Genomic DNA, 13,852 nt, shown 5'->3' with positions numbered 1-13,852 from the left:
TCGGATACCTATCCCCAGCCGCTTATGAAAAACAGCTCTAAGAACTGTGGCATGAAGAATTTGGTGTCCACTATTGATATCACAGCTCAGGTCTGGTGACGGTGTTTTTTGAGTATATTAAATGTTAAGTCATTGTTATTATAGAAAATAAAGGAAGCCGGGAAAGGGATTTGAACCCTCGACCTGCTGATTACGAATCAGCTGCACTACCACTGTGCTATCCCGGCTTAACTTGGGCATTGTACCACAGCCTCTGTGGTATCTGCAACATATCTGTCATGTAAACTATGGCCTAAAACTGGAAATAAATAATAGCCATCCCTATAATCGACATGGCTAACATAATTACTAGCGTTGTTGGGACCTTGTCTGTACTTCTGTTGTGCCTTAATGTGCTTACAGCCAGACCGATTAGTGATATTAGCAGCAGGACATTTATCGCGATAAATGCCTTTTTCAACATGGAGATATCCCAGTATGACCTTGCCTTGTTGTATATGCCGTGTGGGTCAAAGATTGTTGCTTGTTCTGGTCTTGCGTAATATACATACGACCATACAACAAAAAGCATAAGCCAGCACGATGTGATAGCCCATTTTATGGATTTCACTATCTTATCAGGGCCTTTTCTCCTGTCTATCATTCTCTGGTACCTCCTTTAGTTTCAAGAGGATAATCTTATATTTATTATCACATATTTATGGGGTTTTTGTAAAGAGCAACGCTTCTCCCTTCGTAAATCGTCTGCCCCATGTCCGTTACTTAGATACGGTCAAAGCCTCTCTTAAGGCCGCCTCAGCCGCCGCCTTTTCTCCCATTTTTTCCAGAATCATGGCTTTTCTGTGTAATAAATCAGTGTCTTTTGGTAATAGTGTAATCCCTTTTTCTATCGCCCCTAGTGCCTCGCCATACCTTTGCATGCCCTCTAATGCCGCTGACAACTGTTTCAAATTCCCCACGTCTTTCGGATTGATAAGGATTACCTTTGTTATAAATTCAATGGCCTCACTATATCTCTTTTCTGCCAGCATAGTGGAAACAAGATTTTTATAAAACTCAGTCCTGTCCCCTTTATACCACATACGCGCTGAACCAAGCAGATACCTTTGTGCCTCCTGTCTCTTGCCCTTAGCGATGAGGGCAGTGCCCATGTTGTAGTTTAACTCATCATTATACGGGACTATCTGCAGCCCCTTGTCAAATTGAACCAGTGCCTCATCCACCTTGCCGCTTTCCATCAGATATACACCATAGTTGTTATATGCCATATAATTAAACTCTGTTACATCAATAGCGTGTTTGTACAGTGTCCCTGAGTCCCTCCAATACCCAATTTGTCTCCACGTTAATGCCCCTGATACGGCTGCAACTACTATGATAACCGTTAAATAAACAGACCTATTTTTAAATATCCTCTCTGCAATATCCCACATCCCCCACGCAATTACAATGAAAATCCCTACAACCGGTACATACGTATAACGGTCAGCCATCGGTGATACATTTACTTGGAATATCTGTAAAATCGGTACCATTGTGCCTAAATACCAAAACCATCCAACAATCAAATATGGATGTTTCTTTCGTGTGACTATGGCTGTAACAGTAGCAGATACTAAAAACACAACCGATACAAGGGTCTGCCACCACGGCCATAACTTGATATATGGATACAGCACCGTAAGCTGTGTAGGGCTTACCATATGAATTAAGTACCCTGTTAAGGAGTTTATTGCCCTGATTATTCTTGCACTCATTGGTAACGTCTCAAGTGGAATTACCGTACCAATTGTCCATTCAGGCAGGATTGTTATAAAAAGAGAAAGCGCGCTAAGTATAATAAGCGGGATTTTCTCAATTATTAAATCTACATATTTTCCCTGCTTATATCGCCCCAGCGGCCAATAGTCCAACACCAGCAGTAAAAATGGCACTGTAACAAGCATCGGCTTTGACATAAGCCCGAAGACATAGGTGCAACCCACGCATAAATATTTCCACAACACAGGACGCTGTACATAGTAAACATAAAAAATAAAGATCAAAAACCAAAAAAACGTTGATAGAACGTTTTTCCTCTCTGCCGCCCACGCCACAGAATCGACACTCATCGGATGCAGTGCAAACAACACCGCCACAAAGACACTCTCCCATATCCTGCCCGTCATCAGCCTCAGACACAAAAACAGCAGCACCGTATTGGTGATATGAATGAGTAAATTCATCAGGTGATGTCCCTTCGGATTCAGGCCAAACAGTTCAATGTCTGTCATATGGGAAAGCCATGCAAGCGGATGCCAATATGAAAAATATGAGGTTTTAAAGGCCCATCTGATGTTTTCTATGTTAAGTCCTGAGTGGATTTGTGTATTATTAACGATATAGTCGTAGTCGTCATACGTGACAAAATCATTATGTCTCAACGGCAAATAACAAAGAAATGTAGCCGATATAAGTATTAGTATAATTATATGTATTAGTCTGCGCTCGCTGTCCATAGCGCTATTATACCTGTTTGCCCGGTTTGGGGCAATGCAGCCACGGCTCTCTTACCCGATTTCTTTGAGCATTTGCTGGGCTGGTTTGTTTTCCGGGTCAAGACGCAGGGATTCTTTTAGCTCAACGACAGCCGCCTTAACATCCCCGGCCTTAACTAATGCCGCCGCCTTGTTAAAATGAAGGACAGCACTGTTGGGTAAAAGCCCTAGTGCCTTATTAAAGGTCAGGATAGCCTCTTTGTGTTGACCTTTTTCCTGCAGCGCCATTCCCAGATAGTTAAACACCTCAGCGTCTTTTTTGTTGATTAGCAGGGATTTTAGGAAAAAACCCACGGCGTCATCGTACTGTGCCTTGTTAAAATAGTTTATACCGGCATTTTTATACAGGACAGCCTCATCACCCTGAAACCATATGGCAGAGGCATTTATTAGATACTTTTCATCGGGGATGCCTTTTGCTGAGAGTACCTTCCACATATTATAGTTCAGTTCGTTGTTTGATGGCATAATATCAAGGCCTTTTTTAAATTGAACGGCGGACTCATCAAGCCTGCCCTGCTTCATGAGTATCTGACCGTAGTTGTTGTGCGCCAGGTAGTTACCTGTTGTGACATCTATGGCGTGTTGATATAGAGTTATTGAATCCCTCCAATACCCTGTTTGCCGAAACGTGATAATCATCAACAAGACAATGACTACTACTGCTATGACTTTGATCATTCTGGCCTGTGCTATGACAGCGCTGCCGCCCCATGCAATCATAATAAACAGCCCAACTGCTGGGATGTACATGTACCGGTCTGCCATCGAGGCAGACCCCACCTGCACGATTTGAATTACCGGCACAAGAGTGCCCAAATACCAAAGCCATCCCATCAGCAGATATGGGGCAGTTTTCCTTTTGATAAACACAAAGACTGTCAGCCCTATCAGTGCTAAGGCAGTAAACACGATAACCACATGTGATTTTTCCTCTATATATGGGTAGAACACAGCCAAATTAGTGGGGATGAATAGTTTTTTGATATATATGGCATATGACATTATCGCGTTTACAACACGAGTGGACAGCGGTAGTGTACCAAAAGATATAATAGCGCCCTCCTGCCTTTGCGCGTGTATGGTTAGCACTGATGACACAAATGACAGGAGAAAAAAAGGGATTTTCTCGGCAATCATGCCTGTCACAGGGTATTTATTGATGACAGAATGCCCCGCACTAAAACGTCCTAACGGCCAGTAATCAATCAGTAAAAGCGTAAATGGAAGGGTCACCGCCATCGGTTTTGACATCAGGGCCAGAGAAAAAAGCAGTAAAACGATTAAATACCTAGCAAGTGTCTGACTTCTGACATACCGGTCATATGCTATAAGCGAGGTAAACCAGAAAAATGCACACAAGACATTCTTTCTCTCTGCCACCCATGCTACAGATTCGACATTCAGAGGATGAACGGCAAAAAGCGCTGCGGCAAAGACACACGCAAGAGTTGTACTTGTTGAGCCGGTTGAATTGCCTGGGGCATTTGTCAGAGAATAGAGTACAAAAAACAGCAAAATCCCATTAATAGCGTGAATTAACAGGCTCGTTAGATGATGTCCGCTTGACCCAAAACCATAAAGCGAAATATCTGCCATATGGGAAATCCATGTAATGGGATGCCAATTAGAAAAATAGAATGTACCAAAAGCCCATTTAATGGATTCAATGGTAAGGCCGTCCTTAATGTACGGGTTTTCTTTCGTGTACTTATAATCGTCATAGCTAACGAAATCGTTGTTCCAAACTGGGCTGTAAGCAGCAATTGCAGCTAACAGCAACACTAGTGCGTAAAGCCTCACACGAGCCGAAGCCTTATCTCTTGTATTACAGGATAACCATTTTTTCATAATCCGGCAAGCCCCGCAAAAATAGTACCATAAGGTGGATGACTATTTTTTTGATTCCTTTTCAGTAATTGCCTTAGCGGTTGCAGTGCGAAGCTCGTCCATCACATCTTTTAGTGCTGCGCTGAGACCAGCAGCGAGGGCTGTGTAGTCATCAGAGCTGTAAAGCTTGATTTTCTTTGAGAATGTGTTGTGATAGAGATTTACCCCTTCAGGTGACAAGAGGTCAACGTCAAGCGACAATATGCCATAAGATGCAGCAAGTTCGTCAAATTGTTCAAACCGTGTCAGGTGTATCCTAAGTGAATAAAAATTCTGCTTTACAATTCCGGCAATCCGGATGTCCTTGAAAAACCCAATCGAATACAGCGCCTTTTTCAGCTCCTCGGCCACCATAGTTGATGGCGGGGACTGCCATTTCGAGTATTTCATAATTGTCAGCGTATAGGGCGATGACCGCACGGCCATAAATGCCTGCGATAGATAACGCGGTGAATCGACAACGATGACTATTGGAATATCTGGTTTGAGTTCGCCCTTTGTTGTCATGTCGTAGTGTATATCAAGGCTGTAAATCTTTGTATCCGGCATTGTTGCACATGAAATATTGACCGTTATGGTTATGGCAATCAACAGCATCAGAGATTTCTTATTCATCTTCTTTGTCCTTATAAATGAGACTCCAGGGTTTGTTTTTGATTTCCTGCAAGACGCCCTGCAGGTCTTCCAGTGTTGTGTTTATGTTTTTCATAAGCTCTGTTATGTTTTGTGATTGATCTTCAACTGCACTGCTCACAGAATTAGATGTCTTTGTCAACGAGTTGGATGTCTTTTCAAATGCCTTAACCATGCTGCCGATGCTTCGAACCTCTTGTGTTATAGTCTTTAACATCACTGCGATTTCGCCTTTGTTGCCTTTTAATATCTCGTTTAGTTCTTTCATCACACCTTCCATTTCTGAAAATGTCTTTGTCAGTGAACTGGAGATGTTCTGTATTTCAACACGCGTGGTTATGGCGGCCTTGTTTGTGTTAACGAGGATGTCTTCGACTTGTTTCTGGTTTTTCTCGCTGAATACCTTATCGACATCAACCAGGAGCTTATCAAAGGATTCAGTTGCCTTAGCCAGTTTTATCAGTAAATCAGCAAACTGTACAGAGTCCTCTGAGGGAATGGTTGAACCTTGTTCAATTTTTGTGTTGGCGACATCACCAAGCGAGAGCGCCAGATAGATTTCCCCTACAAAACCTATCTGTGATATTATTGCCCTCGTTCCCTTGTAGAGTTTGGTGCCCTTATTAATGCCGAGGACTATAGTCAGGGGTTCATTAGCGTTATTGGGGATGATAATATTTGTTATCTTGCCGACTCTCATGCCGCCCAATCGTATCTGTGAGCCTACGTCGATGCCTGCTACGTCCTTGAGCTTGACGTAATAGATGTCGTACTTGTTAGTAAACTGCCCGCCGCCTACCAGAATCACAAAAACACTGATAATCAGCAGCGTAGTTACAATCACAACGCCTGCCTTAATTTCTTCTTTAATATATGATGCCATAACTCACCAGGTTCCCAATCAGTGCTATTCTAACATAACTTGGAATTGTTTTAACAAGGCAGAGCCAAAAAATGCGGTGAACTTGAAGGTCAACATATCATTGAAAAATTATTTCGTGTGATATAAATCACGTATAGTTGCAATTTTGTTGTTGACAATGTCTGAGCTATTGATGTTTAATATACCTGCAAGTGCGGGTGTCTGCCCGATTAGTGGTAATTCGCATCGGTTGACCAGTTGACCGAATGCGCATGGTTAAGCGAGGGTGGTTTTAATATGCCTGGTACATATACACCGGTTGGTTACTTACCGGTATTGATTTTTTTGATTATCGCGCTTGGCTTTGGCCTCGGGAGTCTCCTCTTTGGCTATATCCTCAGACCGCGCAGGCCATATGACGAGAAGCTCTCTACCTATGAGTCCGGTATGGTGCCGGAGGGTGAGCCGCGCCAAAAGTTTTCTGTGCAATACTACATCATTGCCATACTGTTCGTTGTGTTCGATGTCGAGGCCGTGTTCCTCTATCCCTGGGCCGTGTCGTTTGATAAAATCGGCCTCTATGCCTTCATCGAGATGATACTGTTCATTGTGGTGCTGGTAATAGGATATATCTACGCGTGGAGGAAAGATGCCTTTCTCTGGGATTAACACGTTTAATTGCTGCAAGGATAGGGCGTTGCCATGTTAATTGATGGAACCTTGGGGCTTGTCGATGTCGAAGAGGGGATTAAGGTAATCCCCGGAGCCAATACTATTATTACTACGCTGGATAAGTTTATCAACTGGGGGCGTAAGTCATCGCTGTGGCCTGTAACATTTGGGCTTGCCTGCTGCGCAATCGAGATGATGGCCGCCGGCTCAAGCCACTACGACCTTGACCGGCTTGGGATTATCTTCCGCGGGTCGCCGCGTCAGGCTGACTGCATGATTGTGGCCGGTACGGTGACAAAAAAGATGGCCCCTATCGTCAGGAAGGTATATGACCAGATGCCCGAACCACGATACGTCGTTGCTATGGGGAGCTGCGCCTGCTCGGGCAATGTCTACAGGACTTATAGCGTTGTTCAGGGGTGTGACTTGTTTCTGCCGGTTGATGTGTATATACCCGGGTGTCCGCCCAGGCCCGAGGCGCTTTTTAACGGCCTGATAAAGCTGCAAGAGATTATTATGAAAGAGAGGATGCGGTGGAGCCCCCTAAAATAGCCGAGACCTTAAAGGGCGAGTTCGCCGATGATGTCATCGCGGTAAAGGAATTTCGCGCTCAGACCGGCGTTACGCTGAAAAAAGACAATATCCTTCAGATTGCCCGCCGCCTGCACGATGCCCCCGAGTTCAAGTTTGATTTATTGAAGGACCTCTGCGGTGTCGATTATAAAAAGATTAAGAACCCTCGATTTGAGGTTGTATATAATTTATACTCAATAACCCACAGGCATTCACTAAGGCTGAACGTTCAGGTCAGCGATAAAGAATCCATACAGAGTGTTGTCAGCGTCTGGAAGACCGCCGACTGGCACGAAAGGGAATGCTTTGATATGTACGGTATAGTCTTTGATGGGCATCCTGATTTACGAAGGATACTCATGCCCGAAGACTGGGACGGTTATCCAATGAGAAAGGACTACCCTACGGCAGGCCCGGAAGATGACCCAGGCGCAGAATGGGGCGGATTTAGGGAAGTGCTCAAAAAGGCTGAAGACTTCAAGAAATTCGGCTGGTATAAATAGGAAGTGCATAATTAACGTGATGGATGAGACAAAAGAATTAAAGACAAAAGAGATGGTCCTCAACATGGGGCCGCAGCACCCTTCCACGCACGGTGTGCTTCGCCTCAGACTTGAGGTAAGCGGTGAGACCATAGTCAAATGTACCCCTTTTGTGGGCTACCTGCACCGCGGTACAGAAAAGCTGGCCGAAGGGATGACGTATCTTCAGTCAATCCCGCTGATGGACAGGCTTGACTACATATCGTCGATGACAAACGATGTGGGCTACTGCATTGCAGTTGAAAGGCTGTTTGATATTGACCCGCCGCTGAGGGCCAAGTACATACGGACGATGGTGTCAGAGATGTCAAGAATATCCAGTCACCTGTTGTGGCTGGCAACTCACGCCCTTGACATCGGGGCAATGACCGTATTTCTTTACGCCTTCAGAGAGAGGGAGCGGCTGCTTGAACTTTTTGAGATGCTATGCGGCGCGCGGCTTACCGTAACATACCCGCGTATCGGGGGCGTCAGGAACGATGTGTCACAGGAGTTCATTGACACGCTCTACCAGTTCACAGAAGAGTTTCCCTCGAAGATTGAAGAGTATGAGACACTGATAAATGTTAACAGAATCTGGCTTAAGCGCACGGTAGGAGTTGGGATTATCTCTGCCGAGGAGGCCATAAACTATGGTCTGTCGGGTGCAGCTTTGCGCGGTAGCGGCGTTGACTATGACATACGAAAGCATTTTCCCTATGACGCCTATGACTTAGTTCGGTTTGAAGTACCCATCGGGAAAAACGGCGATGTCTATGACAGGTATCTCTGCCGCATGGAAGAGCTAAGGCAGTCTAACAGCATTGTAAAGCAGTGCATAGAGGCCCTGCCAACCGGGCCGATAATGTCATCTGATTCGCCCAAGTACACCCTGCCGCCAAAGGACAAGGTGCTTAATAACATGGAATCGCTCATTCATCACTTTACGCTGATAACAAAAGGCCCGATGACCGCCCCGCAAGGCGAGGTGTATGTTGCCACTGAGGTGCCTAAGGGCGAACTGGGATTTTATATCATAAGTGACGGCACAGGGAAGCCCTACAGGATGAGAATCAGGTCCCCGTCCTTTATACATGTTGCAGCACTGCCGCGGCTGTGTGAAGGGGGTTTTATTGCCGATGTTGTCGCTAATATTGGCTCCATCGATGTAGTCTTGGGTGAATGTGACAGATAAAATATACGAAACATGTAAGGGGTATTACTATGGGATTTAACGAGGTATTTGGACAATTTAGTATATTTCAAGGCTTAGACGACGCCGAAAAGACGCTTTTGTCTGGTCTGTTTGAAAGAAAGACCTATGAGATAAACGATGTCGTTTACAGAGAGGGTGAAAAGGGCGGTACGCTCTATTTTCTGCTGAAAGGCAAGGTGAGAATCTGCAGGCTCACCCAGGACGGGGATATTCTCCCATATGCCAGCGTAAAGCAGGGGGAGAGTTTCGGCCTGATGTCCTTTATCGATGGGACAGACCACACGGCTATGACCATAGCAGATAAAGACATCGAGGTGATTAAGATGGAAAAGGGCGATTTCGATAAACTCTTTATCGCCAATCCAGCCCTTACTGCAAAGGTGTACAGGAATATCGGCGTTCAGCTGTGTGAGATAATCAGGGATATGAATAAACAGCACATGGACCTTACGTCCTATATGTTTAAGAGGGGATAGTGGAAACATCGACTTCACAGTCAACTGCCGATGCATTGGACAAGGGCGGCATACTTAAGAACAAAATCAAGGTTCTTAAGAAGATGTACCCGCATACGCGCTCCGTACTTCTGCCTGCCCTGCACGCGGCACAGCAGCTCTATGGCTGGCTCAGTGAAGACGCCATTGAACAGGTCTCAAGGCTGACAGGCGTCACCACGGCAGATGTCAAAGGTGTTGTTACATTTTACTCCCTTTTTAAGACAAAGCCTCTGGGCAGACATGTCATATATCTGTGTACAAACGTGGCATGTTTGATAATGGGCGCAGATACGCTTGAGGAATATCTTGGAAAGACATACGGCATTTCACACGGTGAGACATCAGCAGACGGCAGATTTTCCCTTGTTATAATGGAGTGCATCGGCGCCTGCGACAAGGCCCCGGCAATGCTTGTCAACGACGACTGCCACTTCAATATCTCTATGGACAATATACAGCAAATCATGGAAAGCTATAGATAAGATAATTATAAATAATATGAAAAATATAATACTTAAAAATATAGAAAACCCCAACTCGCACCGCATAGAAGAATACATAAAGGCGGGGGGCTACTTTGCCCTTGAACATGCGGTCAATGAGATGACGCCGCGCGACATCATTGACGATATCAAGAAATCTGGTCTGAGAGGACGCGGCGGGGCTGGATTTTCAACAGGGATGAAGTGGCAGTTTGCCTCTTTAGACCCCAAATTCCCTAAGTACATTGTGTGCAATGCCGACGAGGGAGAGCCGGGGACGTTTAAAGACAGGGTTATTCTGGAGAAGAATCCCCATCAGTTGATAGAGGGTATGGTGATTACCGCCTATGCCCTTCAGTCAGTTCGTGGGTATATATATCTGAGGGCGGAGTATCCGCATGTGGAAAAAATACTAAACGATGCCATACAAGAGGCATACGCAAAGGGTTTTCTTGGCAACGACATAATGTCCAGGCACTTTCGCTTTAATCTGTCCGTACACAGGGGCGCAGGCGCCTATATATGCGGTGAGGAGACAGCCCTGATAAATTCCCTTGAAGGCAGACGGGGCGACCCTCGCGTCAAGCCGCCGTTTCCAGTAAACTCTGGTGCGTGGTCAAAACCCACGATTGTTAATAACGTAGAGACCTATGCAAATATACCCTATATTGTGGAGACATCACCGAAGGCTTACTCGTTTCTGGGGACGAGGGATGCACCGGGCACAAAGCTATTTTGCGTAAGCGGGGCGGTAAAAAACCCCGGCGTATTTGAACTGCAGCTTGGCACACCGCTCAGGGAGATAATCTATGACCACTGCGGTGGTATTCGCAATGGTCGTGCACTGAAGGGCATAATTCCAGGCGGACTGTCTACTTCTATATTAACTCCGGATATGATTGACTGCCCGATGGATTTTGCAAATTTAGCGAGACACGGCAGTATGCTTGGCTCAGGGGCGGTTATCGTACTTGATGACACCATGTGTATTGTAAAGATATATGAGCGGGCGATGCGGTTTTTTGAGCACGAATCCTGCGGGAAATGTACGCCGTGCAGAGAGGGCACCGGCTGGATGAGGACAATCCTTAGACGAATAGAAGATGGTATGGCAGACATGGAAGACCTTGCCACGCTTGAGGATGTGGCTCATAATGTAGCAGGCAAGACGTTCTGTCCGCTTGGCGAGGGTGCCGCGCAAGTACTGCTTTCAGCAATGAAGCGCTACCGCGGGGAGTTTGAGTATCATGTGAAGTACAAGAAATGTGAGGTCACAGACCCATCACTCCGATGGGGACATATGTCAATGGATGAGCTGGATTAATTGATATGGTGAAATTAACGATAAATGGACAGGAAGCAGAGACCGGAAGGGATTCTACGATTCTCGATGCGGCAAATGGCATCGGCATAAAAATCCCCACACTCTGCCACATAAAGGGCCTTGAGCCTTATGGCGGCTGCAGGATGTGTCTTATAGAGATAGAGGGCGTAGCACGCCTTCAGACTGCCTGCACCACAAAGGTTAACAACGGGATGGTCGTCTTTACGGAGACTGAAGAGATAAATAAGGCAAGAAAGGCGATGCTTGAGTTCCTGCTGATAAACCACCCGCTTGACTGCCCCGTGTGTGATAAGGCAGGGGAGTGTCTGCTTCAGGACCAGGCTGCACGCTTTGGGGCAAGTGAGGGACGCTTTGCCGAGGGCAAGCGTACACACCCGGAAAACATCAATGACTCGATCATTGTAAGAAACATGGAGCGCTGTATCCTCTGTACGCGGTGTACGAGGATGTGCGGCGAAGCTCAGGGCGCTTATGCCATCTCTGTAACCGGCAGAGGGCAGCATTCCTTTGTAGAGCCGTTCTCCCACGACAAGTACAACTGCGAATACTGCGGGAACTGCCTAACGGTGTGCCCGGTAGGGGCGATTATGTCAAGGCTCCACAGGCACAACTACAGGCCATGGTATGTAGAGAAAGAGATTGAAACCGTGTGCGGCTTCTGCGGCGTTGGCTGTACGACTTTCATACAGATGAGAGCGGCAACTATTATTAGGACACTTCCAAAGCTTGGCACAGGGGTGAACAAGGGGCTTCTCTGTGTGCGCGGCAGATTTGGCTATGATTATGTAGAGAGTGAAGGCAGATTAAAAACCCCGATGATACGCGTAAACGGTGTGCTTGAGCCGGTAAGCTGGGAAAAGGCGCTTGCATATATTACGAAGACCCTGAAGGACATAAAGACAAAGCACACTCCAAAGGCAATAGGCGCCATAGCCTCAGGTATGTGTTCAAACGAAGACAACTATATGCTCCAAAAATTAATGCGTTTTGTAATCGGCTCAAACAACATAGATTCAACGGCAAGGCTGGCCTATGCCCCTGCAAAGACGTATATCGAGAGAATCTTTGGCGCTGGGGCAACGGCAAATGTCATAGCAGATATAGAAAAGTCTGATGGCATATTCACAGCAGGCGGAGACCCCACTGCGATAAACCCCGTACTGGGTGTTCAGATTCGCTCGGCATGGAGGCATGGGGCCAAAGTCGTGGTCTCCGGGCAGCCCGGGGGCCTGGGGAATTTCATTAACTATGACCTTAACTCAGTCCCTCAGCACGAGGAGACTGTCCTCAATACATTAGTAATCGGCCTTGCAGAGATGAAGGGCTATAGCGGAAAGAATCCCTTCCTTGAGAGAAAGATAAAGGCGCTGAGGCTTCCCTGTGAACCTGAACTTCGGGCAACCGGCGTACTGCTTGAGAACATGGAAGAGGCCATAGACGACCTCAGCGGGTTGAAAAGACCGGTAGTGGTTATCGGTCCGTCACTGTTACATGCGGGCATTCCCTCGAAGAACCTGTTCCTTGTTGCGGCGATTGCCTATTTGATAGATGCAAAGATATATCTGCTGTCGAAAAAGCCGAATTATCGCGGCCTCATAGATATGGGATGTGTACCAGATACAATTCCCGGCGGACTGCCAGTGAGACCCGGGCAGTTGAAGCTGAAAAAAGGTGTAACAATGACCGTGCCCGCAGAAAAGGGGATGGGTCTTTTTGAGATGATAGATGGGGCATTAGATGGCAGTCTGAAGGCGCTTTATGTGCTTGGCGAAAACCCGGTGTTTAACCTGCCGGACAGGGACAAGACTGAAAAGGCATTAAGCGCGCTTGATTTGCTCGTGGTACAGGACATTTTTATGACCGAGACAACGCGTCACGCCCATGTAGTGCTGCCAGCGGCGGCGTGGTCTGAAAAAGACGGCACGATGACCAATCTTGGTGGAAGGATTCAATTTCTGAGAAAGGGTTCGGCGGTCTCAGCAGGCAAAAGCGAATGGAGGGTCATTGCAGATATTGCCAGAACCCTTGGCATGAACGAGACATACGCAGACTCCAAAGAAGTATGGGAAGAGATAACACAGGTCTCAGTGCTGCACTCTGCGTCGGAATATGATGAGATAAAAGACGGCGGCCTGATGTGGCCATATGGCTCGGTACAATTTCAGGGCGGTGCAGAGGATTTCATCGTGGAAGGCCTTGAGATTTTACCCGAAATCAAGGAAGCATGTGCAGCTGCGCCTTGTAAATTATTGCTGCTGCCTGAGCGCTCGCTCTTTCACAGCGGCTCTACTACAAGAAAATCAAAGGCCATATTAAGCGTAAGCCCGGAGCCGTACCTGTCCATAAACCCTGTTGATGCAGGTAAACTTGGTCTCAGCAACGACGATACTGTCAGGGTGAAGACAGCCAAAGGTTCGTCTGTCGTAACGCTGAAAATAGTCCGCGACTGCCCCGAGGGGGCAGTGATACTGTCAAACACGTTTGAGAAGGTAAGCTTTAATGCCCTGACAGGGTACACGGTTGACCCCGTGCTTGGCTGCATGGTATTTACAGATAACGAGGCCAGCCTTGAAAAATTATAATAAAAATTACAGCAATAAGTTTATAATTGACATGTCTATGAA

Annotated in this window: 13 protein-coding genes and 1 tRNA gene; 8 read left to right on the top strand and 6 right to left on the bottom strand. The window is 46.4% G+C overall.

What is annotated here, in order from left to right; genetic code table 11:
- Window positions 1-155: 155 nt before the first annotated feature.
- The 6 genes from ASN18_RS03110 to ASN18_RS03085 form a co-directional block, all read right to left on the bottom strand.
- A tRNA-Thr gene (locus ASN18_RS03110) sits at window positions 156-227 on the bottom strand.
- A gap of 65 nt (window positions 228-292) precedes the next feature.
- Window positions 293-643, bottom strand: a complete 351-nt coding sequence (locus ASN18_RS03105; protein ID WP_085051144.1) for a hypothetical protein — start codon at window positions 641-643, stop codon at window positions 293-295.
- Between the two features lie 115 nt (window positions 644-758).
- Window positions 759-2,498 carry a tetratricopeptide repeat protein gene (locus ASN18_RS03100; protein WP_085051143.1) on the bottom strand — a complete coding sequence of 580 codons (1,740 nt, stop codon included), beginning with the start codon at window positions 2,496-2,498 and terminating at the stop codon, window positions 759-761.
- A 51-nt stretch (window positions 2,499-2,549) separates the two neighbouring features.
- Window positions 2,550-4,388, bottom strand: coding sequence for a tetratricopeptide repeat protein (locus ASN18_RS03095; protein ID WP_157072807.1), 1,839 nt, complete (start codon window positions 4,386-4,388; stop codon window positions 2,550-2,552).
- Window positions 4,389-4,430: 42 nt separating this feature from the next.
- Complete coding sequence (locus ASN18_RS03090; protein ID WP_085051141.1) at window positions 4,431-5,042, bottom strand: ABC-type transport auxiliary lipoprotein family protein; 612 nt, start codon at window positions 5,040-5,042, stop codon at window positions 4,431-4,433.
- The gene (locus ASN18_RS03085) at window positions 5,035-5,943 is read right to left on the bottom strand and encodes an MlaD family protein (protein WP_085051140.1); all 909 of its coding nucleotides are present in this window, start codon (window positions 5,941-5,943) and stop codon (window positions 5,035-5,037) included. Before ASN18_RS03085 ends, ASN18_RS03090 begins: the two co-directional genes overlap by 8 nt.
- A gap of 276 nt (window positions 5,944-6,219) precedes the next feature.
- Here ASN18_RS03085 and ASN18_RS03080 point away from each other — a divergent pair, with 276 nt between their 5' ends.
- The 8 genes from ASN18_RS03080 to ASN18_RS03045 are packed head-to-tail and all read left to right on the top strand — an operon-like array spanning window position 6,220 to window position 13,810.
- Window positions 6,220-6,591, top strand: coding sequence for an NADH-quinone oxidoreductase subunit A (locus ASN18_RS03080; protein WP_085051139.1), 372 nt, complete (start codon window positions 6,220-6,222; stop codon window positions 6,589-6,591).
- A gap of 33 nt (window positions 6,592-6,624) precedes the next feature.
- Window positions 6,625-7,146 carry an NADH-quinone oxidoreductase subunit B gene (locus tag ASN18_RS03075; protein ID WP_085051138.1) on the top strand — a complete coding sequence of 174 codons (522 nt, stop codon included), beginning with the start codon at window positions 6,625-6,627 and terminating at the stop codon, window positions 7,144-7,146.
- Window positions 7,128-7,670 carry an NADH-quinone oxidoreductase subunit C gene (locus ASN18_RS03070; RefSeq protein ID WP_236861473.1) on the top strand — a complete coding sequence of 181 codons (543 nt, stop codon included), beginning with the start codon at window positions 7,128-7,130 and terminating at the stop codon, window positions 7,668-7,670. The genes ASN18_RS03075 and ASN18_RS03070 overlap by 19 nt, the downstream gene beginning before the upstream one ends.
- 19 nt (window positions 7,671-7,689) lie before the next feature.
- Complete coding sequence (gene nuoD, locus ASN18_RS03065) at window positions 7,690-8,883, top strand: NADH dehydrogenase (quinone) subunit D (protein WP_085051137.1); 1,194 nt, start codon at window positions 7,690-7,692, stop codon at window positions 8,881-8,883.
- A gap of 29 nt (window positions 8,884-8,912) precedes the next feature.
- Complete coding sequence (locus ASN18_RS03060; RefSeq protein ID WP_085051136.1) at window positions 8,913-9,380, top strand: Crp/Fnr family transcriptional regulator; 468 nt, start codon at window positions 8,913-8,915, stop codon at window positions 9,378-9,380.
- A complete protein-coding gene (gene nuoE / locus ASN18_RS03055; protein WP_085051135.1) occupies window positions 9,380-9,883 on the top strand; it encodes an NADH-quinone oxidoreductase subunit NuoE in 504 nt (167 codons plus the stop codon). Before ASN18_RS03060 ends, nuoE begins: the two co-directional genes overlap by 1 nt.
- Window positions 9,884-9,899: 16 nt before the next feature.
- Entirely contained in the window at window positions 9,900-11,207 is a 1,308-nt protein-coding gene (nuoF, locus tag ASN18_RS03050; protein ID WP_157072806.1) for an NADH-quinone oxidoreductase subunit NuoF, read from the top strand.
- Window positions 11,208-11,212: 5 nt separating this feature from the next.
- Window positions 11,213-13,810: a molybdopterin-dependent oxidoreductase gene (locus ASN18_RS03045; RefSeq protein ID WP_085051134.1), complete on the top strand. Its 2,598-nt coding sequence runs from the start codon at window positions 11,213-11,215 to the stop codon at window positions 13,808-13,810.
- Window positions 13,811-13,852 lie beyond the last annotated feature (42 nt).

This window comes from Candidatus Magnetominusculus xianensis, assembly GCA_001541255.1.
In the GTDB taxonomy this organism is placed as follows: domain Bacteria; phylum Nitrospirota; class Thermodesulfovibrionia; order Thermodesulfovibrionales; family Magnetobacteriaceae; genus Magnetominusculus; species Magnetominusculus xianensis.
The sequence above is the reverse complement of the archived record's forward strand: the minus strand, read 5'-3'. Positions and strand labels throughout refer to the sequence as shown.

Excerpts from the sequence above, each read along its gene's own strand:
- ASN18_RS03075 (WP_085051138.1), top strand. The coding sequence starts at position 6,625 with ATGTTAATTGATGGAACCTTGGGGCTTGTCGATGTCGAAGAGGGGATT.
- ASN18_RS03085 (WP_085051140.1), bottom strand. The coding sequence starts at position 5,943 with ATGGCATCATATATTAAAGAAGAAATTAAGGCAGGCGTTGTGATTGTA.
- nuoF (WP_157072806.1), top strand. The coding sequence starts at position 9,900 with ATGAAAAATATAATACTTAAAAATATAGAAAACCCCAACTCGCACCGC.
- ASN18_RS03060 (WP_085051136.1), top strand. The coding sequence starts at position 8,913 with ATGGGATTTAACGAGGTATTTGGACAATTTAGTATATTTCAAGGCTTA.
- nuoD (WP_085051137.1), top strand. The coding sequence starts at position 7,690 with ATGGATGAGACAAAAGAATTAAAGACAAAAGAGATGGTCCTCAACATG.
- ASN18_RS03095 (WP_157072807.1), bottom strand. The coding sequence starts at position 4,388 with ATGAAAAAATGGTTATCCTGTAATACAAGAGATAAGGCTTCGGCTCGT.
- ASN18_RS03105 (WP_085051144.1), bottom strand. The coding sequence starts at position 643 with ATGATAGACAGGAGAAAAGGCCCTGATAAGATAGTGAAATCCATAAAA.
- ASN18_RS03080 (WP_085051139.1), top strand. The coding sequence starts at position 6,220 with ATGCCTGGTACATATACACCGGTTGGTTACTTACCGGTATTGATTTTT.
- ASN18_RS03090 (WP_085051141.1), bottom strand. The coding sequence starts at position 5,042 with ATGAATAAGAAATCTCTGATGCTGTTGATTGCCATAACCATAACGGTC.
- ASN18_RS03100 (WP_085051143.1), bottom strand. The coding sequence starts at position 2,498 with ATGGACAGCGAGCGCAGACTAATACATATAATTATACTAATACTTATA.
- ASN18_RS03045 (WP_085051134.1), top strand. The coding sequence starts at position 11,213 with ATGGTGAAATTAACGATAAATGGACAGGAAGCAGAGACCGGAAGGGAT.